Source organism: Methylobacterium sp. 092160098-2 (genome assembly GCF_028920805.1).
Taxonomy (GTDB): domain Bacteria; phylum Pseudomonadota; class Alphaproteobacteria; order Rhizobiales; family Beijerinckiaceae; genus Methylobacterium; species Methylobacterium fujisawaense.
Window position 1 is genome coordinate 2896511 of sequence record NZ_JAQPZJ010000001.1, and the last position, 26615, is coordinate 2923125.

Annotated in this window: 22 protein-coding genes; 9 read left to right on the forward strand and 13 right to left on the reverse strand. The window is 70.2% G+C overall.

The window, feature by feature from the left end; all coding sequences use genetic code 11:
- Nucleotides 1-10: 10 nt before the first annotated feature.
- The 4 genes from PQI07_RS13685 to PQI07_RS13700 all read right to left on the reverse strand — a co-directional run bounded on the left by PQI07_RS13685 (nucleotide 11) and on the right by PQI07_RS13700 (nucleotide 5267).
- Nucleotides 11-3487, reverse strand: coding sequence for a helicase-related protein (locus PQI07_RS13685; protein WP_446720953.1), 3477 nt, complete (start codon nucleotides 3485-3487; stop codon nucleotides 11-13).
- Nucleotides 3453-3770, reverse strand: coding sequence for a hypothetical protein (locus PQI07_RS13690; RefSeq protein ID WP_043351171.1), 318 nt, complete (start codon nucleotides 3768-3770; stop codon nucleotides 3453-3455). Before PQI07_RS13690 ends, PQI07_RS13685 begins: the two co-directional genes overlap by 35 nt.
- A gap of 192 nt (nucleotides 3771-3962) precedes the next feature.
- Nucleotides 3963-4253, reverse strand: a complete 291-nt coding sequence (locus PQI07_RS13695) for a DUF1330 domain-containing protein (protein ID WP_043385113.1) — start codon at nucleotides 4251-4253, stop codon at nucleotides 3963-3965.
- A gap of 72 nt (nucleotides 4254-4325) precedes the next feature.
- Nucleotides 4326-5267, reverse strand: a complete 942-nt coding sequence (locus tag PQI07_RS13700; RefSeq protein WP_396652030.1) for a DUF3108 domain-containing protein — start codon at nucleotides 5265-5267, stop codon at nucleotides 4326-4328.
- 361 nt (nucleotides 5268-5628) lie between these two features.
- Between PQI07_RS13700 and rpmB the strand changes: the two genes are divergently transcribed.
- Nucleotides 5629-5931 (forward strand): 50S ribosomal protein L28, encoded by a 303-nt coding sequence (gene rpmB / locus PQI07_RS13705; RefSeq protein WP_043351177.1) that lies wholly within the window; start codon nucleotides 5629-5631, stop codon nucleotides 5929-5931.
- Nucleotides 5932-6207: 276 nt separating this feature from the next.
- Here rpmB and cobT read toward each other — a convergent pair whose 3' ends face one another.
- From cobT to PQI07_RS13725, 4 genes are all read right to left on the reverse strand, one after another.
- Nucleotides 6208-8115 (reverse strand): cobaltochelatase subunit CobT, encoded by a 1908-nt coding sequence (gene cobT, locus PQI07_RS13710; protein ID WP_043385115.1) that lies wholly within the window; start codon nucleotides 8113-8115, stop codon nucleotides 6208-6210.
- A 5-nt stretch (nucleotides 8116-8120) separates the two neighbouring features.
- On the reverse strand, nucleotides 8121-8609 hold the full coding sequence (locus tag PQI07_RS13715; protein WP_274926792.1) for a DUF29 domain-containing protein: 489 nt from the start codon (nucleotides 8607-8609) through the stop codon (nucleotides 8121-8123).
- Between the two features lie 17 nt (nucleotides 8610-8626).
- Entirely contained in the window at nucleotides 8627-9610 is a 984-nt protein-coding gene (gene cobS / locus PQI07_RS13720; RefSeq protein WP_043358054.1) for a cobaltochelatase subunit CobS, read from the reverse strand.
- A gap of 208 nt (nucleotides 9611-9818) precedes the next feature.
- A complete protein-coding gene (locus PQI07_RS13725) occupies nucleotides 9819-10445 on the reverse strand; it encodes a J domain-containing protein (RefSeq protein WP_043358056.1) in 627 nt (208 codons plus the stop codon).
- 109 nt (nucleotides 10446-10554) lie between these two features.
- On the opposite strand from PQI07_RS13725, the gene PQI07_RS13730 reads away from it, so the two are divergent.
- Both PQI07_RS13730 and arfB read left to right on the forward strand, forming a co-directional pair.
- Nucleotides 10555-10851, forward strand: coding sequence for a BolA family protein (locus PQI07_RS13730; RefSeq protein WP_274926793.1), 297 nt, complete (start codon nucleotides 10555-10557; stop codon nucleotides 10849-10851).
- Nucleotides 10852-11020: 169 nt separating this feature from the next.
- Nucleotides 11021-11452: an alternative ribosome rescue aminoacyl-tRNA hydrolase ArfB gene (gene arfB / locus PQI07_RS13735; protein ID WP_043358059.1), complete on the forward strand. Its 432-nt coding sequence runs from the start codon at nucleotides 11021-11023 to the stop codon at nucleotides 11450-11452.
- 24 nt (nucleotides 11453-11476) lie between these two features.
- On the opposite strand, the gene PQI07_RS13740 is transcribed toward arfB, so the two are convergent.
- The gene (locus tag PQI07_RS13740) at nucleotides 11477-12271 is read right to left on the reverse strand and encodes a YoaK family protein (RefSeq protein ID WP_043358073.1); all 795 of its coding nucleotides are present in this window, start codon (nucleotides 12269-12271) and stop codon (nucleotides 11477-11479) included.
- A 69-nt stretch (nucleotides 12272-12340) separates the two neighbouring features.
- Nucleotides 12341-13288 (reverse strand): methyltransferase domain-containing protein, encoded by a 948-nt coding sequence (locus PQI07_RS13745; RefSeq protein WP_274926794.1) that lies wholly within the window; start codon nucleotides 13286-13288, stop codon nucleotides 12341-12343.
- Between the two features lie 68 nt (nucleotides 13289-13356).
- On the opposite strand from PQI07_RS13745, the gene PQI07_RS13750 reads away from it, so the two are divergent.
- The 4 genes from PQI07_RS13750 to PQI07_RS13765 all read left to right on the forward strand — a co-directional run bounded on the left by PQI07_RS13750 (nucleotide 13357) and on the right by PQI07_RS13765 (nucleotide 17627).
- Complete coding sequence (locus PQI07_RS13750) at nucleotides 13357-14415, forward strand: ligase-associated DNA damage response exonuclease (RefSeq protein ID WP_043358063.1); 1059 nt, start codon at nucleotides 13357-13359, stop codon at nucleotides 14413-14415.
- Nucleotides 14412-16145, forward strand: coding sequence for a cisplatin damage response ATP-dependent DNA ligase (locus tag PQI07_RS13755; protein ID WP_274926795.1), 1734 nt, complete (start codon nucleotides 14412-14414; stop codon nucleotides 16143-16145). Before PQI07_RS13750 ends, PQI07_RS13755 begins: the two co-directional genes overlap by 4 nt.
- Entirely contained in the window at nucleotides 16142-16624 is a 483-nt protein-coding gene (locus PQI07_RS13760) for a secondary thiamine-phosphate synthase enzyme YjbQ (protein ID WP_274926796.1), read from the forward strand. Before PQI07_RS13755 ends, PQI07_RS13760 begins: the two co-directional genes overlap by 4 nt.
- A gap of 211 nt (nucleotides 16625-16835) precedes the next feature.
- The gene (locus PQI07_RS13765) at nucleotides 16836-17627 is read left to right on the forward strand and encodes a flagellar hook basal-body protein (protein ID WP_043358075.1); all 792 of its coding nucleotides are present in this window, start codon (nucleotides 16836-16838) and stop codon (nucleotides 17625-17627) included.
- 100 nt (nucleotides 17628-17727) lie between these two features.
- Here the strand turns inward: PQI07_RS13765 and PQI07_RS13770 are convergent, their stop codons facing one another.
- From PQI07_RS13770 to PQI07_RS13780, 3 genes are all read right to left on the reverse strand, one after another.
- Nucleotides 17728-19263, reverse strand: a complete 1536-nt coding sequence (locus PQI07_RS13770) for an efflux transporter outer membrane subunit (protein WP_043358068.1) — start codon at nucleotides 19261-19263, stop codon at nucleotides 17728-17730.
- 143 nt (nucleotides 19264-19406) lie between these two features.
- Nucleotides 19407-22556, reverse strand: coding sequence for an efflux RND transporter permease subunit (locus PQI07_RS13775; RefSeq protein WP_043758984.1), 3150 nt, complete (start codon nucleotides 22554-22556; stop codon nucleotides 19407-19409).
- 16 nt (nucleotides 22557-22572) lie between these two features.
- Nucleotides 22573-23895, reverse strand: a complete 1323-nt coding sequence (locus PQI07_RS13780) for an efflux RND transporter periplasmic adaptor subunit (RefSeq protein WP_043385132.1) — start codon at nucleotides 23893-23895, stop codon at nucleotides 22573-22575.
- A 294-nt stretch (nucleotides 23896-24189) separates the two neighbouring features.
- On the opposite strand from PQI07_RS13780, the gene PQI07_RS13785 reads away from it, so the two are divergent.
- Together PQI07_RS13785 and PQI07_RS13790 are read left to right on the forward strand one after the other, a co-directional pair.
- Entirely contained in the window at nucleotides 24190-25197 is a 1008-nt protein-coding gene (locus tag PQI07_RS13785; protein ID WP_179697116.1) for a CobW family GTP-binding protein, read from the forward strand.
- A gap of 124 nt (nucleotides 25198-25321) precedes the next feature.
- A complete protein-coding gene (locus tag PQI07_RS13790) occupies nucleotides 25322-26593 on the forward strand; it encodes an O-antigen ligase family protein (RefSeq protein WP_043355737.1) in 1272 nt (423 codons plus the stop codon).
- Nucleotides 26594-26615: the final 22 nt, after the last annotated feature.

Sequence of the window (26615 nt, forward strand, 5' to 3'; positions counted from 1 at the left end):
GCGGTGAAGGTCAGCGCTTCCCGCCGTCGCCGGCCTCGAGCTGCGCCTTCAGCGCGGCGAGCTTGGCGAAGGGCGAATCCGGATCGGGCGCCCGCTCGCGCCGGGGCGGCCGCTGGTCGGGCCGCGGGCCGGCATGGCGCTGCTCCGCATTGCGCTGATCGTCGCGGCGTTCCGGCCGACCGCCCTCGAACCGGTCGCGGCGTGGACCGCGATCCCGTCCGGGCCGCGGGCCGCCGTCGCCACCCTCGGCGCGGCGCTGCTCCGGCCGGCCGCCATCCGCGCGTCCCTGGCCCGGGTTCTGGCCCGGCTGTCCCGCATCCCGGCCGCGTCCCGCGCCGCGGGGGCGATTCTGCGGACGCTGGTGCGCCGGGCGCTGATGCCGCTGCAGGCGCCAGACGTCGATCTGCAGAACCTCCGCGGCGGGTTCGCCCTCCGCGGCCGTGCCTTCGGCCGCATCGGCCGCATCGGGCTCCGCCTCGGCCGAGCCGGGCGCGGCCTGCTCGGTGGCGGAGACCGGCTCGGCGGCCGGCGCAGCCTCCTGGGGAGCCTGGTCCGGTTGCTCCGATCCGGCGCCGGTCGCCTCCGCGTGCGGCGCATCGCCCGCGGGCTCCTCGGCCTGCTCTCCGGCGGTCGCATCGGCTGCGAGGTCCGGCGCCTGATCCTCGGTCGGGGACGCCTCGGCCTCGACGGCCGGGACCTCATCCCCCGGGGAGGCGTGTTCCGCGGCGGTCTCGCCGTCCTCCGCGGCCGGAGCCTCGTCGCCAGCCGGCTCCGCGGCGTCCGCCTGCGCGGCAATGGCCTCGTCGGAAGACGCCTCGGCCGGGGCTGCCTGTGCGGCCGGCGCCGTGGCCGCGGCGGGGACGAGCGGCACCGTGATGGCGGGGCCCGGACGCGTCTCCACGTTGTAGCCCAGGGACTTCAGGATCGAGGCGAAATCCTCGCCCGAGCAGCCGACCAGGGAGGTCATGCCGACGGTGGCCACGAAGCCGTCGCCGTCGGCCGTTCCGTCCGGCGGGGCGCCCGGGGTGGTGCCGGGGCGATAGGCGATGGCCGGGCGGATCAAGTCGGCGAGCCGCTCCAGGATGTCGACGCGCACCGCGCGCTCGCCGCTGACCCGGAAGCCGGCCGCGCGGTACAGCCCCTTGGCGATCTCGCGGTCCACCTTGATCGAGGTGCGGCCGGAGCCGGCCAGATGCGCGATCTCGTCGAGGCCGCGCTGGTCGAGGCCGCCGTTACGCAGGGCCCAGAGCTGCGCCGCGAGCGTCCGGGGCGCCGGCTTGAGCAGGGCCGGCAGGAAGATGTGGTAGGCGCCGAAGCGGACGCCGTGGCGGCGCAGCGCCCCGCGGCCGTCCTGATCGAGGCTGCGCATCTCGTGCGCCACCTTCGAGCGTTCCAGCACGCCCAGCGCCTCGACGACCTGGTAGCCGATGCCCTTGGCGAGACCCGTGAGGTCCGCCGCGGTCTCGATCTCCATCAGAGGGCCGAGCAGGCGCACGATGTAGGCTTTCAGCCACGCATCCAGGCGGGCCTCCACCTTCTCGCGGTGCGCGCCGGTCAGGCTGTCGTCCGCCAGCAGACGGATCTGCGGGGCGAACAGCTTCTCGCCGGGGGTGAGCTTGGCCACCGGCGCGCCGGTCCACCGGATCGTGCCGTCATGCGAGAGCACGAGGGTCGAATCGGCGGTCGCGGCGAATCGTTCGGCCCGCGCCTCGATCTCGCCCGCGAGCGCCTTATCGGCGGCGCTCCTCAGGGTCTTGGCCTCGTGCCCTTCGGCGCTGGCATCGGGAACGAACAGGAATCCGTGAAGGTGGCCGACATGCTGACCCTCGACGGTGACGTCACCGTCGGCGGTGATCTGGGCTTCGAGCATCGTGTTCTCTCTCAGGCGCCGCATCAGGACGCTGGTGCGCCGGTCGACGAAGCGGCTCGCGAGGCGTTCGTGCAGGGCGTCGGACAGTCTGTCCTCTACCCGACGTGTCTCGCCCTGCCAATGTTCCGGGTCGCGCAGCCAGTCGGGTCTGTTGGCGACGAAGGTCCAGGTGCGTCCCTGGGCGATCCGACGGGACAGCGTGTCGATGTCGCCGTCGGTCCGATCGATCATGGCCACCTGCTCGGCGAACCACGTGTCGGGGATGCGGCCGGCCATCCCCTTCATGAGGAATCGGTAGAGCTGGGCCACCAGATCGGCGTGCACCTGCGGATGGACCTTGCGGTAGTCCGGCACGCCGCAGACGTCCCAGAGCCGCCTCACCGTGGCGGCGCTGCGCGCCATGTCGCGGATGTCGTCCTCCTTCATGAGGATCTCGAGCGCCTGCTGATCCTCGCCCATGGGGGCGCGGGTCAGCCCCGATTCGCGCGGGTGCTCGTCGAGGCTCGCCTGCAAGCCCTCCAGGCTGCCGAAGCGCAGGTCCGGATTGCGCCATTGCAGGATGCGGAGGGGATCGAAGTCGTGGCTCTCGAGCCGCTCCACCAGCTCGGCCTCGAAGGTCGGGCAGCGCCCGGTGGAGCCGAAGGTGCCGTCGGCGAGGTGGCGTCCGGCGCGGCCGGCGATCTGGCCCATCTCGGCGGGGGTGAGCTTGCGGAAGCGGGTGCCGTCGTACTTCCAGTTCGCCGCGAAGGCGACGTGGTCGACGTCGAGGTTGAGGCCCATCCCGACGGCATCGGTGGCGACGAGGTAGTCCACGTCGCCCGCCTGGTACATCTCGACCTGGGCGTTGCGGGTCCGGGGGGAGAGCGCGCCGAGCACCACTGCGGCGCCCCCGCGCTGACGCCGGATCAGCTCGGCAATGGCGTAGACCTCCTCGGCCGAGAACGCGACGATCGCGGTGCGCCGGGGCAGGCGCGACAACCGCTTCTCCCCCGCGAAGGTCAGTTGCGACAGCCGCGGCCGGGTCGTGGTGTGGACGTTGGGGATCAGGTCCTGAACCAAAGGCAGCATGGTCGAGGAGCCGATCAGGAGGGTCTCCTCCCGGCCGCGGACGTAGAGCAGGCGGTCGGTGAAGACGTGGCCGCGGTCCATGTCGGCGGCGAGCTGGATCTCGTCGATGGCCACGAAGGCCACGTCGAGGTCGCGGGGCATCGCCTCGATGGTGCAGATCCAGTAGCGCGGCCGGTCCGGCTTGATCTTCTCCTCGCCGGTGACCAGCGCGACCTTCTCGGGGCCGACCTTGGCGACGACGCGCAGGTAGACCTCCCGGGCGAGAAGCCGCAGGGGCAACCCGATCATCCCGGTCGGGTGCGCGAGCATCCGCTCGATGGCGAGATGCGTCTTGCCGGTGTTGGTCGGCCCGAGGACCGCGGTGACGCCGCGGGCGCGGGCATCGCGGGACAGCGAGCGGCTGGGCGAGGGGCGGAGCAGCGCGTCGATGGTCGGCGGTTCCTTCGAACGGGAAGGCCGTCGCGGCGCCGTCGCGGCGCGGGCGGGGAGGCGGGTTCGACCGTCCGGCCGCGTCTCAGGGACGGTAGGGCCGGGACGGTCCGCCCTCATATGGGATGCCGCCCCCGCCAGGTCCAATCTGAGGCGTGATCATCGGGAAGATGTCGATCTGCGTCGTCGGCGTGCCCGGCTGCGGTGCCACGTCGGCGCAGAGCGTGTCGGGCACCGCCACGAGGGGGCCGCGCCGCGGCGGCCGGTGCTCGACGACTTCGGCCGACGAGAAGGCGTCGCCGCCGCAGCCCGGATCGGCGGTGCCGGCGCTCAGGGGCTGCGCGGCCGCCGGGCCGGTGACGACGGCCAAGGCGAGGGCGATTCGGAGAGCAAGCGGGCGCATCCGCCGATTATCGCCGGGAACGTGAAGATTTCCTCCACCGCCGGCCGCGCGCTCCGGAGCCGCCTCCTCTGGGCCCGCAGGCACCTGAGGGAGAGCGCCACGGTTTCAGGCCTCGCGCTGCCCGAAGGCGCGGCGCTCCGGGCTGAGGGCGGCGCGGGCTGCATCGACCGCGGGCTCCGAACGCCAGGCGGATCAGTCGACGCCTTCGACGAGGACCACCTCGCCGATCCCCGCCGGCCGGCGCTTGGCGACGGCGGCCTGGTACTCGGGCGAGAAATAGTAGGCGCGCGCCGCCTCGTAGGACTCGAATTCCAGCACGACGTTGCGCGGACGGGCCTCGCCCTCCAGCGCCTCGCAGCGGCCGCCGCGCACCAGCGGCGTGCAGCCGTACTTGCGCATGGCCTCGGAGGCCAGGGCGGCGTAGTCCTTGTAGGTCTCCGGATCGGTGACCGTCATCCGGACGATGATGTAGCCCTTGGGCATTGGCTGACCTCCCTGGCGCGGCTGTCGCGCCGCGCGGACGTGCCGGGAAAGCCGCGGGCGGTCAAACCGCCGCTACTGCCCGGGCAGGCTCGCCTGTGCGACGCTGGTACCGGCGGCGCCGGCCGTCCCGGTCGTGCCCGCATTGCCGCCCTGGCTCCAGCGCGTCGCCTCGATGATGTTGGTGCCGATCGTGGTGAGCACCGAGATGCGCAGCGGGATCAGGACCCGCGTCCCCTCGACGGGGGCGAGCCAGACCGACATCTCGCGGTTCTCCTCCATGAACTTCACCCCCGGCCGGTCCGGACGGTGGCCGGCCACCGCCTGGTAGCGGGCGTTGCAGACGAGCACCGGGCCGGCATAGCCGGGCTTCTGAACCGGGCGCGTCTCGGCGTAGCTCAGCACCACGTTGAAGCGGGTGGCGCCATCGAAGACCGGCAGGGTGCGGTTGCAGTTTTCCGGATCGAGGGGCTCGCCGCGTCCCTGAGTCGGCATCAGCAGGGCGCTGACCGGGTCGATGATGCCGCGCTTGTTGGAGGCTGTGACCGGGACGCGGTCCTGCATGTCGACGAGGGGCGGCGTGATCTCGGCCTGGACCACGTTGCCGTGCGCCAGGGCCATGCGCACCGCGATGCCGGAACTGGCCGTCTGGGTCGCGATGGCGAAGGCGCCGGGCTGCGGTGCCGCCGCGAAGCTTCCGGAGGCCCGGGCCGAGCCCTTGCCGCCGGTGATCGCGCCGACGAGGCCCGTGAGCACCGCCGACACGTCCATGAGGTAGCGGTCGCGGTCGAACGAACCGGCCAGCCGCGCCGTGCCGATCGGCAGGCCGGCGAGGTTGATGCCGTAATCGACCGCCACGGTCGCGGCAGCCCCCGCGGCCCGCTTCGCGCGCGACGCCCGCGAGGCGGCATCGGCCGGAGCCATGAGGGCGGCGAGGGCGAGGAGGCTGCCCGCGAGGCGCCCGGCAGCGTGCTTTGTCACAGGCTTGATCATCCGACGGATTGGCGTGGCGCTCATGATCCGGATCGCATCCCAGGGCGGGCGGCCCAAGACACGCGCTCGGGCACACCCTCTCGAACACCCCCGCGCGTCGGACGCCTCTCGAGGCCCGGAGCCGGGAGAGGCACCTTCCTGCAGGTGGAAGAAGGCTATATCCCGGCATCGTGGTTAACAGACCGTTGGGCGGCCGGGGCGGCCCGGGCGGCTCTGCGGTCGGCGGGCACCTTGACGCGGCGCGCCTTCGTCGCCTATAGGCTCGCGCCTTCAACAGGACTCCGCCGGACCTGGAACACGCAATGGGCGCCGCCTGCTGCGACGATGATCGCGCCGGTCGCGATCGGGTCTATTCGGGCGGAACGAGACGGGATCGTTTTTTATCATGGCGCGCCGCTGCGAACTCACCGGCAAGGCCGTTCAGGTCGGCCACCTCGTGAGCCACTCGAACCGCAAGACCAAGTGCCGGTTCCTGCCGAACCTGTGCAACGTCACCCTCCAGTCCGACGCGCTCGGCAAGCGCGTCCGTCTGCGGGTCACCGCGCACGCCCTGCGCTCCGTGGAGCACCGCGGTGGGCTCGACGCCTTCCTGATCAAGGCTGGCGAGGGCGACCTGTCGCAGACCGCCCGCCTCCTGAAGCGCGAGATCCACAAGAAGCTCGCCGAGGCCCCGGCCGTCGCGGCCTGAGTCTCCGGGCTTCACGCCATCCTTCATCGGACGGTTCGAACCGCCGTGGCCCCCGAGGCCGCGGCGGTTTCCGCTTGCGCGCAACAGGCACAGTGATCCGGAAGATCCCGTTCACGACCGCATCCTGAGGGGCCCGCGTCAGCGGGCCGCCAAGGAGGGCTCCAGGGATCGGGCGGCCTGACGGAGGTTTCCTTCGCGGCCTCCGCGGCGCTCCGGCATCTCAGGGTGAGAGGCCGGAGCGGACGGGCCTCGAGGTCGGAGAAGGCCCGCGGACGGTCAGCGCCGCCCGCCCGCCGCGCGCAGCATCCGGCCGGTCGGTGCCGGCGTGCCGTTCTCTTCGAACAGCTCCGCGAGCTTCTCGGTCATTGCCCCGCCGAGTTCCTCGGCGTCGATGATCGTCACGGCGCGGCGGTAGTACCGCGTCACGTCGTGGCCGATGCCGATGGCGAGCAATTCCACCGGCGAGCGCGTCTCGATCTCCTCGATCATCCAGCGCAGGTGCCGTTCGAGATAGTTGCCGGCATTGACCGACAGGGTCGAATCGTCCACCGGCGCGCCGTCCGAGATCACCATCAGGATCTTGCGCTGTTCCGGCCGGCCGAGCAGGCGCTTGTGCGCCCAATCCAGCGCCTCGCCGTCGATATTTTCCTTGAGAAGACCTTCGCGCATCATCAGGCCGAGGTTCTTGCGCGCCCGCCGCCAGGGGGCGTCGGCCGATTTGTAGACGATGTGGCGCAGGTCGTTCAGGCGGCCGGGATTCGGCGGCTTGCCGGCGGCAAGCCACGCCTCGCGGCTCTGGCCGCCCTTCCAGGCCCGGGTGGTGAAGCCCAGGATCTCCACCTTCACGCCGCAGCGCTCCAGTGTCCGCGCCAGGATGTCGGCGCAGGTCGCCGCCACGGTGATCGGCCGGCCGCGCATCGAGCCGGAATTGTCGAGGAGCAGCGTGACGACCGTGTCGCGGAAGTTCGTATCCTTCTCCTGCTTGAAGGAGAGGGGCTGGTAGGGGTCGATGACCACGCGCACGAGCCGCGCCGGGTCGAGCTGACCTTCTTCCAGGTCGAAGTCCCAGGCGCGGTTCTGCTGGGCGAGGAGGCGGCGCTGAAGCCGGTTGGCGAGGCGGCCGACCACCCCCTGCAGATGGGAGAGCTGCTTGTCGAGGTAGGAGCGCAGGCGCGCCAGCTCGTCGGCGTCGCACAGCTCCTCGGCGTGGATGACCTCGTCGAACCGGGGGTTGAACACCCGGTATTCGGGGCCGCGCGCCTCGTTGCCCTGCCGCTGGGGCGGCCGCGAGGCCTCCGAGGCCTCCTCGGATTCCGCATCCTCCGCCTCCTCGGGCAGCTCGCCCGAGGGCGCATCGGCGGATTCCTGGGCGCCGTCCTCGATCTCGTCGGAGGCTTCCTCGGAGGTCTCGATCTCGGCGCGCTCGCCCTGGCTCTTCTCCTCCGAATCGCCCTCGCTCGGGTTCTGCTCCTCGTCCTGGGCGTCGTTCTCGTCGTCGTTCTCGTCATCCTCGGCGTCGAACGGCGTCTCGTCCGACATGTCGAGGGAGGTGAGGAGATCGCGCACCGAGCGGGCGAACTTGCGCTGGTCCTCGATCGAGCCGATCAGCCCGTCGAGATTCGGGCCGGCCTTGGACTCGATATGCTCGCGCCACAGTTCGACGATCTTGGTGGCAGCCTCGGGCGGCTTCTGGCCGGTCAGGCGCTCGCGCACCATCAGGGCGACCGCGTCCTCCATGGGGGCGTCGGCCCGGTCGGTGATGGTCTCGTACTTGCCGCCGCGGTGGTAGCGGTCCTCCAGCATCGCCGAGATGTTGCTGGCGACGCCCGCCATCCGGCGCGAGCCGATCGCCTCGACCCGGGCCTGCTCGACCGCGTCGTAGACCGCCCGGGCAGCGGCGTTCTCGGGGGCGAGGCGGCGATGGACGGCGACGTCGTGGCAGCCGAGCCGCAGCGCCATGGCGTCGGCATTGCCGCGCAGCACCGCGACGTCCTGCGCCGAGAGCTTGCGCGGCGGCTCGGGCAGCCGGGCCTTGTCGCCGGTGAGCGCTGGCCGGTCGGTGGCGTAGGTGACCTCGACCTCGGAGCGCCGGGCGATGGCGCGCAGGCAGCCGGCTACCGAGCGCTTCAGGGGCTCGGCCACGGGTTCGCGGCGCTCGCCGGGCTTGCGGTTGGAGATGGACATGCGGGCTACCGGTCGACGTCGACTTCGAAGGGGCGATTCAGGATGTCGTCCCAGCTGTAGGGACACTCCGTGGGCAGGGTTTTGGGCGAGCGCCTCATCTGCCGGGCCGCCCCGAGGCGACCGAGGCGGAACCCGTCGCGCTGCACCTCGTCCAGGCTGGATCTCAACCCGGGGCTCTTCCGCAGCGGGATCAGGATGCGCTCACGGTGCTCGGCGATGCTGATCGTCCAGCTGCGGCGTTCCGGCTGATGATCCCATTCCAGCATGTGGAGCAGGACGATCTCCACAGCGCTGGTGAGCCGGTGATATTCGCTCAAGCCCACGTCGCTCAGCTCCTCGGCGATGTTGTCGAGGTCGAGGGCGTCCACCCGGCCGGCGCGGAGCAACGCCACCTGCTCCTGAACCCAGCTGTAGAGATCATCCGCGTAGCGCGTCCGCCCCTCGGCATGCGGAGCCGCCGGAGCGTCCTCGCGGGTCGGGGCCGGATGCGCCATCGCGTCCTCCATGCAGATCAGCTCAGCGCGACGTTCACCGCGCTCTCGGGCAGCTCCTTGCCGAAGGCGCGCTGGTAGAACTCGGCCACCAGCGTCCGCTCCAGCTCGTCGCACTTGTTCAGGAAGGTCACCCGGAAGGCGAAGCCGATATCCTTGAAGATGTCGGCGTTCTCGGCCCAGGTGATCACCGTGCGCGGGCTCATGACGGTGGACAGATCGCCGTTCATGAAGGCGTTGCGCGTGAGATCCGCCACCCGCACCATCCGGTTGACGATGTCGCGGCCCTGGTCGCTCCGGTAATGCGTGGCCTTCGAGAGCACGATGTCGACCTCGCGGTCGTGGGGCAGATAGTTCAGCGTCGTGACGATCGACCAGCGGTCCATCTGACCCTGGTTGATCTGCTGGGTGCCGTGATAGAGGCCCGAGGTGTCGCCCAGTCCTACGGTGTTGGCCGTGGCGAACAGCCGGAAGGCCGGGTGCGGGCGGATCACGCGCTTCTGATCGAGGAGCGTCAGGCGGCCCGAGAGTTCCAGCACGCGCTGGATCACGAACATCACGTCCGGGCGGCCGGCATCGTACTCGTCGAATACGAGGGCCACGTTGTTCTGCAGCGCCCAGGGCAGGATGCCGTCCTGAAAGGCGGTGACCTGCTTGCCGTCCTTCAGGACGATGGCGTCCTTGCCGACGAGGTCGATGCGCGAGACGTGGCTGTCGAGGTTGATGCGGATGCACGGCCAGTTCAGCCGGGCGGCCACCTGCTCGATATGGGTCGACTTGCCGGTGCCGTGATAGCCGGTGACCATCACGCGGCGGTTGCGCGCGAAGCCCGCCAGGATCGCGAGCGTCGTCTCCCGGTCGAAGATGTAGTCCGGATCGAGATCCGGCACGTGCTCCTCGGGCTCGGCATAGGCCGGGACCTTGAGGTCGAGGTCGATGCCGAAGACATCGCGGACGGAGACGGTGCGGTCGGGCAGCGCGGCGGGCGTATCGTCAGAGAGCATTCGGAACCTCGTGAGGCGCGGTCGCTCCACTCCCTAGCAGTGGACCATCCGCGCGAAAGGACGTCGAGCCGGGCCTCCGCGGCGGGGCGAAGCCATCCTTAGACGGCGACGCGCCCGGGCGCCACCGACCGGCATCGACCCCATATAGGGTCGCGCCGTGCGGATTGCCCTATCCCGGATGCGAACCGGCGTGCAGGGTTCGTGCCGGTCAGCAGAGTCCGGCTCCACGCAGCACGTCGTGAGCCCGGATGATGTCGCGCAGCCGCTCCTCGAACGACCGGTCGCCGCCGTTGGCGTCGGGGTGGAAGCGCTTCACCAGGATCTTGTACTGCGCCTTGATGGCGGCCGAATCCGCGCCTTCCTCAAGGCCCATCACGTCGAGGGCCCGGCGGACCGTGGCCGAGTGGCGGGGCTTGCGCGGCTCCTCGGGCTGACGCGCGCGCCGGCGGGCATCGCCGACGCCCTCGCCGCGCAGGATGCCCAGCGGATCGACATAGGCCCAGTCGCGGGCCGGCTCGTCCGCCGGTTTCGCCTGGCCGGTCCGGTTCACGCCCATCGCCCAGGTCGGGCGATGCCCGATGATCGCGTCCTTCTGGTAGGCCTGGACGGCGGCATCGTTCATGCCGTCGAAGTAGTTGTAGGTCGCGTTGTAGGCGCGGACGTGGTCCATGCAGAAGCGCCAGTACTGGCCCTCCGCCTTCCGGCCCTTGGGCGCCCGGTACAGACCCGGATGGGTGCAGCCCGGACTCTCGCAGACGCCCTCGGCCGCGGCTTTCGGCTCGTCGCAGGACGGTTTGATCCGGATGCTGTCGAACAGGCGCGAGTTGAGATCCATGACGGGCCGATTATGAGGGGGCAGACCTGAGACACAAGGGCACCGGGCCTGATGACGCATGCGCGGGATCGGGCTTGACGGCAGCCCACGAACGCGACGCGAGGGCAGGATGACGGATGGTGCGGGCGCGAGGGGCACCCTGCGGGACTGGATGGAGACGCGGCTGCGGGAGCAACTCGCGCCGGCGCGCCTCGACGTGATCGACGAGTCGCATCTGCATGCCGGTCATGCGGGGGCACGGCCGGGGGGCGAGACCCACTACCGGCTCGACATCGTCGCGTCGGCGTTCGAGGGCAAGAGCCGCGTGGAGCGGCACCGCTTGGTGAACGCAGTCCTGGACGATGCGTTCAAGCGCGGTCTTCACGCCCTCGCCGTGCGCGCCCGCACGCCGGCCGAGGCCGCCTGACCCGGCCGCGCGGCCGCCCGCGGGCAGCCCTCGGTCCGCGCGGGGCGGTGGCGTGGGCGGGGCAGCGGATTGAGGGGAATGTGGTTATGGGGATACCCCTCTGCATCCTCCGCCCCGCGCCCGATACGCGGGCGCGGCGGCCGTTGACGATCCTGTCGGAGAGGCCGCCATGTCCCTGCGGGTGACGCCGCGCATCGCCATCGCGGAGGACGAGATCACCTTGTCCTTCATGCGTGCTTCGGGCGCGGGCGGCCAGAACGTCAACAAGGTCGAGACGGCGGTCCAGCTCCGCTGGCCGGTCTTGGATTCGCCCTCCGTGGATGACCGCGTGAAGGCGAACGTGGTGCGGCTCGCGGGGCGGCGCATGACCAAGGACGGCGTCCTGGTCCTCATCGGGCAGCGGCACCGGACGCAGGAGCGCAACAGGGCCGAGATCCTGCAGCGCCTCGTCGACCTCGTGGCCGAGGCCGCCAAGCCGCCGCCCCCGATCCGCCGGGCGACGAAGCCCACGAAGGGCTCCAAGGAACGGCGGATCGTCGCCAAGAAGAGCCGTGCCGTGATCAAGCAGGGCCGGGGCAGCTACCGGGATTCCGACGGCTGATCCCGCGCCCGCCCCGGTGGGATCTCAGTGGATGGCGTCGATGACCTCGGCCTTCGGGCTGGCGTCGGGCGCCGGAGAGGAGCCCGCCACCAGCGTGCTGCCCGGCTTGGCGATGGTCAGCACGATCGCGATCAGCGCCAGGATGGCGGCGAGCGCCGCCGGGAACAGGAAGGCCGATTCGCCGTAGCGGATGTCGAGCAGGCCGCCCACCACCGCGCCGGTGCTGAGACCGGCCCAGAGCGGCGCCTGGATCCAGAAGGAGGGCGCCACCGTGCCGAGCAGCAGGTTCGCGCAGCCGGTGCCGAAACGCACCACGGCGCCGGTGACGTAGGTGAGCGCCAGGGAGCGGCCGCCCTCGTCCTGCAGCGTCGCGTTCTGAAGGCCCAGCGCCAGGACGATGGGATAGGCGTGCAGCGGATAGGCGAAGGTGCCCCACGGCATCAGCAGGCCGCCGGCGAGCAGCAGGGCCTGGAGCGTCAGCAGCACGGCGAGGCGCCAGCGCCCGACCCAGGCGGCGATCAGGGTCCCCAGGAAGGCGCCGAAGCAGAACATGCAGATGGTGCTGGCGACGCGGGTGACGTTCTCCCAGTCGCCATTGGCCACCGCCACGCCGAAGCGGGTGGTGTTGCCCGACATGAACGACATGAACAGCTGCGAGAATTCCAGGAAGCCGATGGAATCGGCGCAACCCGCGAGCGCGGCCAGGGCGATCGCGAACGGGATGCGGGTCCGCGGATCGGCCGGAAAGGACTTGTCGGCCGGCGGTTCTGGCTTCCGCTCCGGTGTCGCGCGGCCTGTCCTGTTTCCGTAATCCGCCATGCTGATCCCCCGATCGAGCGGCCGCGCCCATTCGCGGCCGACAAACAATGGACGAAGAGCCAAGCGGTTTCATGCCGATGTGCGGCGCAGCACAACGACGCGCCCCGGCACCGGCCGCCCACCCTCGCGCCGGATGTGGGCGGGACGCAGAGTCAGGATCTCCAGTCCGGCGCCGATGGCCGTCGCCGCGATGTGGGCATCGGCATGGGCATAGCGTCCGTCCTTGCCCAGGACCGAGCCGGCACCGTCGTAGGATTGCACCGTGACGGCGCCGAGCCCGCCCGGTCGCAGGACTCGGCCGATCCCCGTCAGGAACGCGGCGAGGTCCGCCACGTAGATCAGGACGTCCGCGGCGAGGCAGAGATCGGCGCAGGCCTCCGGCAGGTCCGCCAGGGCGGCGGAGAGGTCGCCTTCGATCAGGCGGTCGTAGAGCGGCCGATCCCGCCACGTCTTGGCCCGCGCCATTGCCAGCATCCCGGGGGAGAGGTCGATCCCGGTGAGATGATCGAGCCGGTCGCGCAGAACGGTGCCCATCAGCCCCGTGCCGCAGCCGAGATCGAGCGCGACCGGGAAGCGCTCCGGGACGCCCGGCAGGGCGTCGCGGACGCGTTGCGGGCCGACATAGCCCAGGCCCTCCACGAGGTGGTGCTCGAAACGCGGCGCGTAGTCGTCGAACAGAGCCCGGACATAGGCGGGCGACAGGACCGGGAGGCCGTCGCCGACACCCAGGCGGACGAGATGCGTGCACACGCCCAGCCTGTCCTCCGGATCGATCTCGAGGGCGCTGGCATAGGCGCGTGCCGCCGCGGCACGCAGGGCCGGATCGGCGCCGGAGGCCGCCAGACCCTCCCGCGCCCGGCCCAGCAGGAGCCAGGCGGGCGCGTAGCGCGGAGCAAGGTCCAGGACCTGCTCGGCGAGGTCGGCGGCGCCCGCATGGTCGCCGTCGGCCAAGCAGGCCTCCGCGTAGCGATAGCGGCGATCGGCGAGGAGGTCGCCGGAACTGAGCTGCGAGGCCATGCGTCTGCCGGGTCGGGGGCGCCTATATATCGGGGCCACCGGCGGACTCCACCGGCTGCACGGACCCGATGCCGATACGCGCCAGCGATCTCCTCACCCTGACCCGCGAGGGTCTCTATTGCCCGCTCGGGCGCTTCCACGTCGATCCGACCTGGCCGGTGGAGCGCGCGCTGATCACCCACGGGCACGCCGACCATGCCCGCGCCGGCCACGGACAGGTTCTGGCGACGCCCGAGACCCTGCGGATCATGGCGGTGCGCTACGGCGCGGAGTTCTGCCGCCAGCGGCAGGAGGCGCCGCTCGGTGCGGCGCTCCGCGTCGGCGACGTCACCGTGCGCTTCGCGCCGGCGGGCCACGTGCTCGGCTCGGCGCAGATCGCCATCGAACGGGACGGGGTCCGGGTCGTGGTCTCGGGCGACTACAAGCGGGCGCCGGATCCGACCTGCCTGCCCTTCGAGGTGGTGCCCTGCGACGTGTTCATCACCGAGGCGACCTTCGGCTTGCCGGTCTTCACGCATCCCGACACGCGGGGCGAGGTCCGCAAGCTCCTCGACTCGGCGCGGCTGTTCCCCGAACGCGCCCACATCGTCGGCGCCTACGCGCTCGGCAAGGCGCAGCGGGTGATGGCGCTTCTCCGGGAGGAGGGCTGGGACCGCCCGATCCACCTGCACGGCGCCATGGAGAAATTGACGACGCTGTACAAGGAGGAGGGGGTGCCGCTGGGCGACACGCCCAAGGTCGTGGCTGCCGAGCGCAAGGACCTGCAGGGGGCGATCGTGATCTGCCCACCCTCGTCGATCCAGGATCTGTGGTCCCGGAAGTTCCCCGATCCCGTGACCTGCTTCGCCTCGGGCTGGATGCGGGTGCGCGCCCGCGCCCGCCAGAAGGGCGTCGAGCTGCCGCTGGTGATCTCCGACCATTCCGACTGGCCGGACCTGTGCCGCACCATCCGCGACACCGGTGCCGGCGAGGTCTGGGTCACGCACGGTCAGGAGGATGCGCTGGTCCATTGGTGCGGGACGCAGGGTATCAAGGCCAAGCCCCTCCACCTGCTCGGCTACGGCGATGACGGCGAGGCCGAGCCGGGCTCCGTCGAGGCCGGCTCCGGGACGGAGGCGGCGGCGTGAACGCATTCGCCCACCTCCTCGACCGCCTCGCCTACGAGCCGCGCCGCAACGCCAAGTTGCGGATGCTGCAGGACTACTTTTCGCGCACCCCCGATCCTGAACGCGGCTACGCGCTCGGCGCCATGACCGGCACGCTGAGCTTCCGCGAGGCCAAGCCGGCGCTGATCCGCGGACTCGTCGAGGAGCGGATCGACCCGGTCCTGTTCCGGCTGTCGCACAACTACGTCGGGGATCTCGCCGAGACGACGGCGCTGATCTGGCCCGTCCCTTCTCTCTCTCCCCGCGCAGAGGGGGGAGGGGATGGGGCCGCCGGGATCGGCCACAACAACCCGCCGCCACCGAGCTTGGCCGAAGTCGTCGAGACGCTCAGCACGATCCCCAAGCGCGAGCTCTCCCGTCACCTCGCCGGCTGGCTCGATGCCCTCGACGAGACCGGGCGCTGGGCGCTCCTGAAGCTCGTCACCGGCAACCTGCGGGTCGGCGTCTCGGCGCGGCTCGCCAAGACGGCCGTCGGCGCCTTGGGCGGCCACGAGGCCGATGCCGTGGAGGAGGTCTGGCACGGGCTGACCCCGCCCTTCGCGACCCTGTTCGCCTGGGTCGAGGGCCGGGCCGAGCGGCCCGAGACCCTGAATCCCGCCCCGTTCCGGCCGCCGATGCTGTCGCACCCGATCGAGGAGGAGGCCGACCTCGAGAAGCTGGAGCCCGAGGCCTTCTCGGCCGAGTGGAAGTGGGACGGCATCCGCGTCCAGCTCGTCGGCGGCCTCGACCGGGCGGGTCAGCAAGTCGGAAAGGTCTATTCCCGCACCGGCGAGGACATCACCGGGGCGTTCCCGGATCTCGCCGAGGCCATCACCTTTACGGGGGCGATCGACGGCGAATTGCTGATCCTGCGCGAGCGGCGCGTGCAGAGCTTCAATGTCCTCCAGCAGCGCCTGAACCGGAAGGCGGTGACGGCCAAGCTCCTGGAGGAGTTTCCCGCCCATGTCCGGGCCTACGACCTCCTCACCCTCGCGGGCGAGGACCTGCGGGCCGAACCCTTCGAGGCCCGTCGAGAGAAGCTGGAGGCGCTGGTCACCCGCCTCGACCACGCGCGGATCGATATCTCGCCCCGTGTGCCCTTCGCGGATTGGGCGGCGCTGGCAGCCGCCCGGGCGGATCCGGCCTCGGTGGGGGCGGGCGAGGATGCCGACGCCATCGAGGGCGTGATGCTCAAGCGCCGGAACAGCCCCTACCTGCCGGGCCGTCCCAAGGGACCGTGGTGGAAGTGGAAGCGCGAGCCGCACATCGTCGACGCCGTGATGATGTACGCCCAGCGCGGGCACGGGAAGCGCTCGTCCTTCTATTCGGACTACACGTTCGGGGTCTGGCGGGCGGCGCCCGAGGGCGGCGACGAGCTGGTGCCGGTGGGCAAGGCCTATCACGGCTTCACCGAGGCGGAACTCGCCAAGCTCGACCGCTACGTCCGCAACAACACCACCAAACGCTTCGGCCCGGTGCGCGAGGTCGCCCATGGACGCGACGCCGGGCTGGTGCTGGAGATCGCCTTCGAGGGCGTCCAGCGTTCGACCCGGCACAAATCGGGGGTGGCGATGCGCTTCCCCCGGGTCAGCCGCATCCGCTGGGACAAGCCACCCGCCGAGGCCGACCGGATCGACGTGCTGGAACGGATCCTCGCTCGCGGCGAGCGCGAGATCGCGCCGGGGGCGGCCCTGATGGAGGAGACCGGATGAGACGGGGAAACACCAGGGCCGGCACGATCGGTCCGGTCGAGGCGCTGGCCTCCGGCGCCGTGGAGCGCCAAGCGAGCGGGCGCCTCACCATCACAACCGCGGGGCCGGGCTTCACGGATTTCACCGCCGCGGTGGTGGCCTTCGTGCGCGGCAGCGGCATCCGGGACGGTCTCGTCACGGTGTTCTGCCGGCACACCTCGGCCTCGCTCACCATCCAGGAGAATGCCGACCCCGACGTCCAGACCGACCTGATGACCGCGCTGGACGGGTTCGCGCCGCGGCAGGCCGGCTACGTCCACGGCGCCGAGGGACCGGACGACATGCCGGCCCATATCCGCACCCTGGTCACCGATTCGGCCCTCACCATCCCGCTGGTCGATGGAACGCTGGCGCTCGGCACGTGGCAGGGGATCTACCTGATCGAGCACCGCGACCGGCCGCATCGGCGGGAGATCGTGCTGAGCGCCCTCGGGGCCTGACGCCTCCACGGTCGCCGCAGGTGGAGCGAAGCGACCCGGGCCAGTGCGACCGGATCGGGCTCGGCGCGGCGGGATTGCGGCGCCCCGCTACCCCCGACGCCCCCGGGCCGGCTCAGCAACATGTGTAAACACACCGTCGGTTAACCATAGTGCACGCCTATGGGTCGTCGTCGGGTCGGGAGCCGTGCCGCTCCGGCGAATGGAGACCCCGATGGGCCTTTTCACCGCGCTCTCGAATTCGATTTCCGGCGCCTCGGCGCAGTCGCTAGCCCTGAACAACATCTCGGGGAACATCGCCAACACCCAGACGGCGGGGTTCAAGTCCACCGAGACGAGCTTCGCCGACATGCTGGCCGAGACCGATCGCAGCACACAGCTGGCCGGCGGGGTGTCGCCGGGCACGCGCAACAGCCTGAACATCCAGGGTACGGTGCAGTCGACCGGCGTATCGACCAATCTCGCCATCTCGGGCAACGGCTATTTCATCGTCCGGAAGAACACCGGGACGACCCAGAGCCCGAGCTTCACCGGGGATACCGGCTACACGCGACGCGGCGACTTCGCACCGGACGCCAGCGGCTATCTCAGCAACGGTGCGGGCTACTACCTGTTCGCCGGCCCGTCGGCGACCGCGCCCGTCCAAGTCCCCACCGGCGCCAATACCCTGTCGAGCCTCACGGTCTCGCCGGCCGGCACGCTCACCGGCACGGCCGCGGATGGCAGCTCCGTGGCGCTCGGCTCGCTGCAGCTGGCGCAGTTCGGACTGCAGGACAATCTCGCTTCCCTCGACGGGGGGACCTACGTGGCGACGGGTCAGTCGGGCACGCCGAGCTACGGCCTCAACGGCGCGACCATCGCCGCCGGCTCCGTGGAGCAGTCGAACGCCAGCATCTCGGATCAGTTCTCGAAGATGATCGAGACCCAGCAGGCCTATACCGCCAACACCAAGGTCATGAGCACCACCGACCAGATGCTGCAGGACGCCATCGCGATGTACACCTGACGCGGTAGCGGGGCGGCCCGAGCGGTCGTCCAGGATCAGGGTGGCCCCCGGGACGGGGGCGAATGTCAGGATGCGGTCGGTCACGACACGGGGCAACCGGTCACAGGAACTTCAGCGGGTCCTTCTCGGGCGGGGGCGGCGCCACGTCGGCGCGGTTCCACCAGCCGCCGCCCAGGGCCACGAACAGGGCGGCGGTGTCGGCGTACTGCGTGGCGCGCGCCGCGGCCGAGGTGACCAGCGCCGAGAGGTAACCCTGCTGGGCGATCAGCACCTGCGAGGAGGTGATCGCCCCCGCCGTGTACTGCTTGCGGATCAGCCCGAGGCTCTGGTTCGTGGCGCTCACCGCCGCGTCGGCGGCGGCCACGGCCTTCGCGTCGGCCTGGAGCGCCCGCAGCGCGTCGGCGACGTTCTGGAAGGCGGTGATCACCGTCGCCTTGTACTGCGCCTGCGCCACCGTCAGCGATTCCTCGGCGGCGCGCTGCCGCCGGAACAGGGTCCCGGCATCGAAGATCGGCGCCGTCGCCTGCCCGATGATCGTGAAGAACGCCGCCCCTGGACTTGTGACCTGAGCGATCCGGGTGGCGCTGGAGCCGCCCGTGGCGGTCAGGCTGAATTGCGGCAGGCGGTTCGCCACCGCGACGCCCACCGTGGCGCTCGCCTGCTGCACCAGGGCCTCCGCCGCCTTCACGTCGGGCCGCTGCTGCACGAGCCGCGAGGGCAGGCTCACCGGGAGCCGCGTCGGCAGGCGCAGGGCGGCGAGGTCGAAGGTCTCGGAGACCTCGTCCGAGGGCAGGCGCCCGGCCAGCGCGGTGAGCAGGTTGCGCTGCTGCGCGAGCGCCTTCTCCAGCGGAGGCAGCAGCTGCTGCGACAGCGCCAGCGCCGCCTGCTGCTGCACCACGTCGGCCCCGGCAATCTGCCCCAGGGAGAGCTGCTTGTTGTAGAGCTGCAGCACCTCGGTCTGCGCCTGGATCACCTTGCGGGTCGCGTCGATCTGCGCCCGCAGGGACGCCTCCTGGATCGCGGCGGCGACCACGTTGGCGGTCAGGCTCAGATAGGCCGCCTCCAGCTGAAAGCGCTGGTTCTCGGTGGTGGCCTCCAGGGACTCGATCTGCCGGCGGTTCCCGCCGAACACATCCGGATTGTACGAGACCACCGCCTGCGGCGTGGAGAGGCTGTAGAGATACTGGTTCTGGTTGTTGAGGGGCGATTGCAGGTCGAGGCCGGGCGCCTGGGCGCCCTGGATCTGCGGGGTCGCGGTCAGGCTCGGATAGAGCGTGCCCTTCTGGGCCAGCACGTTCTGCTGCGCCACCCGCAGGGAGGCCTGCGCGGCCTCCAGCGTCGGGTTGTTGGCGAGGGCCTGCTCCACGAGGCGGTTCAGCGCCTTCGAGTGGAACAGGGTCCACCACTGGCCGGGGATATCGGCGCCGGAGACGAAGCTCTGGTCGGCCGAGCCGCCCTGCCGGGTCCGGATCTTGTCGGCCGCGGAGGGATTCTGCAGCGGTTCCTTGGTGTAGCGGCCGACCGGCGGATCCTCGGGCGGCACGAAGTTCGGGCCGACCGCGCAGGCCGACAGGCACAGGGAGGCCGCCAGCACAGCGGCTGCCCGTCTGCACCGTCCCGGCGCAAAGTCCACCATCCCGCCCCCGAAAACCCCACCTCGGTAGAGCGGCGCGGACCGCATCCAAGTCAATGCAACTGTCCCCTGTTGGCGCCCGCGGGGATGCCGTTGTGGCGCCCCTGCAACGGGCAGAGCCCCCGCCCGTGCGGTCGTGAACCGGCTCACGCGGCGGCCCGATGCGCGGACCGGGCCTGTGCGTCCGGGTTCGGGTGCCGTCGGGAGAACAGGGAGATCAGCACCGGCACGACCACGAGGATCAGGTTCGGCGCCAGGATGATGCCGCCCACCACCACGAGCGCCAGCGGCTTCTGCACCTGCGAGCCGATGCCGGTGGAGACCGCCGCCGGCAGCAGGCCGACGCAGGCCGCCACGCAGGTCATCATCACCGGGCGCATGCGCACCACGGCGGCGTGCCAGACCGCCTCCTGCCGCTTCCAGCCTTCGTCGAGCAGCTGGTTGTAGTAGGCGAGCAGGATCACGCCCTCCATGGTCGAGATCCCGAACAGCGCGATGAAGCCGATCGCCGCCGAGATCGAGAACGGCGTGCCGGTCAGCGCCAGGGCGAAGATGCCGCCGATCATCGCCATCGGGATCACCGACAGGGTCAGCAGCATGTCGGCCACCGACGAGAAGTTGATGTAGAGGAGCAGCGCGATCAGCAGCAGCGTGATCGGCACCACGAGGCTGAGCCGGGTGGCCGCCTCCTTCAGGTTGGTGAACTGCCCGACCCATTCCAGCCGGTAGCCCGGCGGCAGGTCCACCGCGTCGGCGACCTTGCGCTGCGCCTCGATCACCGCGCTGCCGAGGTCGCGGCCGCGCACCGAGAACTTCACCGGGATGTAGCGCTCCTGGTCCTCGCGGTAGATGAACGAGGCCCCCGAGACGAGATCGACATCGGCGATCTCGGAGAGCGGCACCTGGATGACGCCGCCGTTGGGGTTCTGGGCACCGACCGCGATGTTGCGGATGCCGGCCAGCGACGAGCGGTACTCCTTGGCGAGCCGCACGCGCATCGGGAAGTGACGGTCCGAGCCGTACTCGTAGAGGTCGCCCGCGGTCTGGCCGCCGATCGCCGCCTGGATGGTGGTGTTCACGTCGCTGATCGAGAGGCCGTAGCGGGCGGCCTTGTGGCGGTCGACATCGATCCGCACCGTCGGCTGGCCGAGGGATTCGAAGACCGACAGGTCGGTGACGCCCGGGACGCTGGCGAGGGCTGCCTTCACGGCATTGGCGGTCTTGGTGAGCTGGGTGAGGTCGTTGCCGTAGATCTTGACCGAGTTCTCGCCCTTCACGCCCGAGGCGGCCTCCTGCACGTTGTCCTCGATATACTGCGAGAAGTTGAACTCGATGCCGGGAAACTCCGCCTCCAGCTTCTTGCTCAGGTCCTGGATCAGCGTCTCCTTGTCGAGGCCCTTGCGCCACTGGTCGATGGGCTTGAGCGGCGCCAGGATCTCGACGTTGAAGAAGCCCGTGGCGTCGGTCCCGTCGTTCGGGCGGCCCTGGTGCGACAGGACGGTGGTGACCTCCGGGACCTCCTGGAAGATCTTGCGCATGCGCTGGACGTAGGCGTTGCCGGCCTCCAGCGAGATCGAGGCCGGCATCGTCCCGCGCACGTAGAGATTGCCCTCCTCGAGCCGCGGCAGGAATTCGAGGCCGAGATTGCGGGCCGTGAGCCCCGAGACCAGCAGGACCGCCAGCATCACGGCAAGCGCCAGGACGCGGTTGCGCAGGCCGAAGGCCAGCGCGCGTTCGTGGCCGACGCGCAGCACCCGCACGATCAGCGTATCGCGCTCCTCGAGCTTCTTCGGCAGCATCAGGGCCGAGAGCGCAGGCGAGACCGTGAAGGTGGCGAGCAGGCCGCCGAGCAGCGCGTACGCGTAGGTCTTGGCCATCGGGCCGAAGATGTGGCCCTCGACGCCGGTCATCGTGAACAGCGGCAGGAAGCCGACGATGATGATCGTCGCCGAGAAGAAGATCGCCCGGTTCACCTCGCGCCCGGCGACCGCGATGGTACCGAGCCGGCCCGTCAGGCCGTCGGGCGGCGTCTCGCCCTTCACGTGGTCGGGCTCGGCGATGTGGCGGAAGACGTTCTCCACCATGATCACGGTGGCGTCGACGATCAGACCGAAATCGATGGCGCCCAGCGACAGGAGGTTCGCCGAATCGCCGCGCACCACCAGGATCAGGATCGCGAAGCCGAGGGCGAACGGGATCGTCGCCGCCACGATGATCGCGCTGGTGAGCGAGCCCAGGAACAGCCACTGCACGACGAAGACCAGCACCACGCCGAAGACGAGGTTGTGCATCACCGTGTGGGTGGTGGTGTGGATCAGGCCCGAGCGGTCGTAGATCCGCTCGATCTTCACGTCGGGCGGCAGGATCGTGGAGCTATTGATCTTGTCGATCTCGGCCTCGACCCGTTCCAGCGTCGGCAGGCTCTTGCCGCCGCGGGTCATGAGCACGATGCCCTCGACGATGTCGGGCTGGTTGTCGTGGCCGACGATGCCGAGGCGCGGGGCGTTCGACACGCGCACCTCCGCCACGTCCCGCACCAGCACCGGGGTGCCGTTGACGAGGCTGATCATCGTGTCCTTGATGTCGTCCATGTCGCGGATCAGGCCGATGCCGCGCACCACCGCCGATTGCTGGCCGACGTTCAGCGTCTGGCCGCCGACGTTGATCGAGGCGTTGTTCAGCGCGTTGGTCAGCTGCACCAGGGTCAGGCCCTGGGCCTGGAGGCGGTTCAGGTCGACCGCGACCTCGTATTCCTTGGCCTTGCCGCCGAAGGCCGTGACGTCCACGACGCCGGGGATCGCCTTGAACCGGCGCTGCAGAACCCAGTCCTGCAGGGTCTTCATGTCCATGGGCGAGTAGCCCGCCGGGCCGACGAGCTTGTAGCGCATGATCTCGCCCACCGGGCTCGTCGGCGAGATCTGCGGCGTCGCTCCGTTGGGCAGCGTCGGCGCCTGCGACAGGCGGTTGAGCACCCGCTGCAGCGCCTGCTCGTACGTGTATTCGTAGTTGAACTGGACCTTCACGTCCGAGAGGCCGAACAGCGAGATCGTCCGCACGACCTGGGCGTTGGGGATGCCGGCGAGCGCCACCTCCAGGGGGATGGTGATGTAGCGCTCGATCTCGTCGGCGGACTGGCCCGGGTTCTGGGTGATCACGTCGACCAGCGGCGGGACCGGGTCGGGATAGGCCTCGATGTTGAGCTGCGTGTAGGCGCCGTAGCCGACGCCGAGCATCACGACGAACAGCAGCACCACCAGCACGCGCTGGCGCAGCGAGAAGGTGATCAGGGCGTTCATCGGACCGGATCCCCGCTCAGGACGCCTTGTCGCCGGTGGCCGCCCGATCGATGAACAGGGCCCCCCGGGTGACCACCTGCTCGCCCGCGCGCAGGCCCTGGACGACCTGGGCATTGTCGCCGTTGATCAGGCCGAGCTTGACGTCGCGCGCCTCCACGGCTCCGTCGGGCCGCGCCACCCAGACATGGGTGCGGTCGCCCTCGTACACGATGGCGGCCACCGGCACGCTCGGGCTCGGCTCGCCCTTGCCGGTGATGATCGTGTAGGTGGCAAACATCTCCGGGCGCAGCACCCGGTCCGGGTTGTCGACCTCGCTGCGCACGGCCAGCCGCCGCGTCGCCGGGTCGAGGCTGGAGGCCATGTAGTTCACCCGGGCCTTGAACACCCGGGCGCCGAAGCCCGCCACCTTCGCCTCGACCTCCTGGCCGATGCGGATCTTCGGGATCTCGCTCTCGCGGACGTTGGCGACGAGCCACACCGTCGACAGGTCACCGATCACGAAGACCGGGTCGCTGGAGGCGGAGAGGTACTGGCCGGTGCCGACCTTGCGCTGGACGATCGTGCCGGCGATCGGTGCCCGGATCTGCGTCTCGGCGCTCATCGTGCCCTTCTTCTCGAAGGCGGCCATCTCGGCGTCGGTCTTGCCCAGCATCCGCAGACGGTTCTTCACCGCGTCGAGGGCGCCCTCGGCGGTCTTCAGGTCGCTCTGGGCGGCGATGACGTCGTTCTGGGCCGATTGGTAGTCCTTCAGGGCCGTCGCGTGGGCCTGGAACAGCTCCTGCTGCCGCTGCGCGATGGTCTGGTCGAGCTTCAGAAGCGCCTGCTGCTTCTGGAGGTTGTTCACGGCGGCCTGATAGTCGTTCTGCGCCTGGACCATGTCGGTGGCCTCGAGCGTCAGCAGAACGTCGCCGGCCTTCACGTCGTCGCCGGCGCGGGCCAGGACCTTCGTCACGCGGCCGGCATAGGGCGAGACGACCGGGACGTTGTCGTCCTCGTTGAGGGCGATCCGTCCCTCGGCGGTGCCCTCGGGCCGGAACACCAGGTTGGCGACCGGCAGGATCTCGAAGGCGGCACGCTGCTCCTTGGAGGGCCGGAACACCCGTTCCACCGGGCCGGCCTTCTCCACATCGATGCCCGGGTCAGGGTTGGCTGGTGCGAACAGCCCCGTCAGCGCGGCGACGAGGTTCGAGGCCGTCTCGCGGGTCCGGTCGGAGAACGCGAAGGCCAGGCCCGCAGCGGCCGCGAGCAGGACGGCGACGACCAGGAGGCCGGACCACCGACGGTTGCGCGGGGGCACGGTGACGGCCTCGTCCTGGTCCAGCGGATTTCGGGCGTCCATGCGGATGATCTTCTAGGTCCGGGCCATGGGACCGGGCTGATTGACGAGGGTACGATTCGTGCCAGGACGACGCCGAGATCAATGCGATCGCTGGTGCTTTTCTATGGCGCTCCGCGGGATGGTTCCCGGCAGCAACGCGTGCCTAGAGCAAAGCTTGTCAGACAGGCAATCGATCTGGCGCCCCAGTCGCGAAACCGTGTGGCCCCGTCTTCCTTTGACGGGATTTGTTACAATATGACAACGCTCGCGGGGCCTGACCCGCCCGATCCCGATTCCGTCACCGAAGAACCCGTCATGTCCGAAACGAGCAACGCTCCCGCCCCGGCCGCATCCGGCTCAGCCGCCGGCAAGATCCCGGTCACCGTGCTCACCGGCTATCTCGGCGCTGGCAAGACCACGCTCCTCAACCGGATCCTCACCGAGAATCACGGTAAGCGCTACGCCGTGATCGTCAACGAGTTCGGCGAGATCGGCATCGACAACGACCTCGTCGTCGGCGCGGACGAGGAAGTGTTCGAGATGAACAACGGCTGCGTCTGCTGCACGGTGCGCGGCGACCTGATCCGGATCATGGATGGGCTGGTCAAGCGCCGAGGCAAGTTCGACGCGATCATCGTCGAGACCACCGGCCTCGCCGATCCGGCCCCCGTGGCGCAGACCTTCTTCGTCGACCAGGACGTGGGCGAGGCCGCCCGCCTCGATGCGGTGGTGACGGTGGCCGACGCCAAGTGGTTGTCCGACCGCCTGAAGGACGCCCCCGAGGCGAAGAACCAGATCGCCTTCGCGGACGTGATCCTGCTCAACAAGAGCGATCTCGTCTCCCCGGCCGACCTTGACCGGGTCGAGGCCGAGATCCGCACGATCAACCCCCTGGCCAAGCTCCACCGCACGCAGAACTGCGCGGTGCCCCTCGAGGCCGTGCTGGAGCGCAACGCCTTCGACCTCGACCGCATCCTCGACGTCGAGCCCGACTTCCTGGAGGCGGGACACCACCACCATCACGATTCCGACATTCGCTCGGTCTCGGCCAAGATCGATGGTGAGGTCGATCCGGACAAGTTCATGCCGTGGATCTCGAACCTGACCCAGTCGCAGGGTCCGGACATCCTCCGGTGCAAGGGGATCGTGGCCTTCCCGAACGAGCCGAAGCGCTTCGTCTTCCAGGGCGTGCACATGATCCTCGACGGCGACGTGCAGGGCGACTGGGGGAAGGACGAAAAGCGGGTCTCGCGGGTGGTGTTCATCGGGCGCAACCTCGATCCGGCGGCGATCACGGAGGGCTTCGAGGCCTGCCGCGCGTGAGCCGACCGGCCGCCTCCCACGGGGCGGCCGGGCCCTGAGCGCCGCCCGAAGGCGATTCTCAACGATTGGATGGCATCACGGCACGAGCGGGCCAGCGTAACCGGCCCGTGGAGCCCGCGTAGCCATGGCCCACACCGCAGCGCCTGCAGGCCCGGTCCCGTCCGGGATCGCGGGCGGACTCCCGCTCATCGTGGCCGTCGAGGGGCTGGCCAAGGCGCTGTTTGCGGCGTTCATCTTCTTCGCCTGCTTCGCCTTCTCGGAGACCTCCCCGTACGACGCGGTGGCGATCCCCACGATCCTGCTCTGGCTCTGCCTCGGCGTGCGGCTGCACCGCGGGGCGGTGCCCCTGGTCGCACTTCTCCTGCTCTACCTCGCGGCCATCGTCTCCGCACTGCTGCCCTACCTGAACGAGGAGTTCCCGGTCACCTGGACGGTGCAGCTGATCTACCTCGCGATCACCTGCATCTTCTTCGCGATGTTCTTCGCGGACGACACCCACGCCCGGATGGAGCTGGCGCTCAAGGCCTACACGGCGAGCTGCGTGTTCTCGGCGGTGCTCGGCATCGTCGGCTATCTCCAGTGGCTCGGGATCGAGGACCTGTTCTACAAATACGACCGGGCCTCGGGCACCTTCCAGGACCCGAACGTGTTCGGCTCCTTCCTGACGCTCGGCGCCCTCTACCTGATGCACGGCCTGCTCACCGGCTCGACCCGGCGACCGCTGGTCTCGCTCGTCGGCCTGCTGATCATCGTCGCCGGCATCTTCCTGTCGTTCTCGCGGGGCTCCTGGGGCGGGAGCGTCGTCGCGGTGCTCCTGATGGTGGGATCGGTCTATGCCGGCAGCACCGCCCCGCGCCTGCGCCGCCGCATCGTGCTCCTGACCCTCGCCACGGTCGTCCTCGGCACCGTCGCGGTGATCGGGCTGCTCTCGGTCGACCACGTCCACAAGATGTTCGAAACCCGCGCGGCCCTGACCCAGGACTACGACCAGGGCGAGACCGGCCGCTTCGGCAACCAGATCCGCGGCTTCGCGATGCTGCTGGAGCGGCCGTTCGGCATGGGGCCGATGCACTGGCGGCTGATCTTCGGGCTCGAACCGCACAATTCGTATATCGGCTCCTTCGCCAACGGGGGCTGGCTCGGGGGCACGGTGTTCATCGGCCTCGTGGTGATCACCGGCATCGTCGGGTTCCGGCTCCTGGCACGGCCGTCGCCCGTCCGGGCGCACGCGCAGATCGTCTGGCCGGCGCTGCTGATGTTCTTCCTGCAGGCGGTCCAGATCGATATCGAGAAGTGGCGCCACGTCTACATGATGCTGGGCATGGTCTGGGCGCTGGAGGCGGCGCGGCTGCGCGCGGGCGCGCCGCAGGCGGGTGCGCTTGAAACGCGGCGCTAGGCGCGGCATCGCTCGGCTCCGG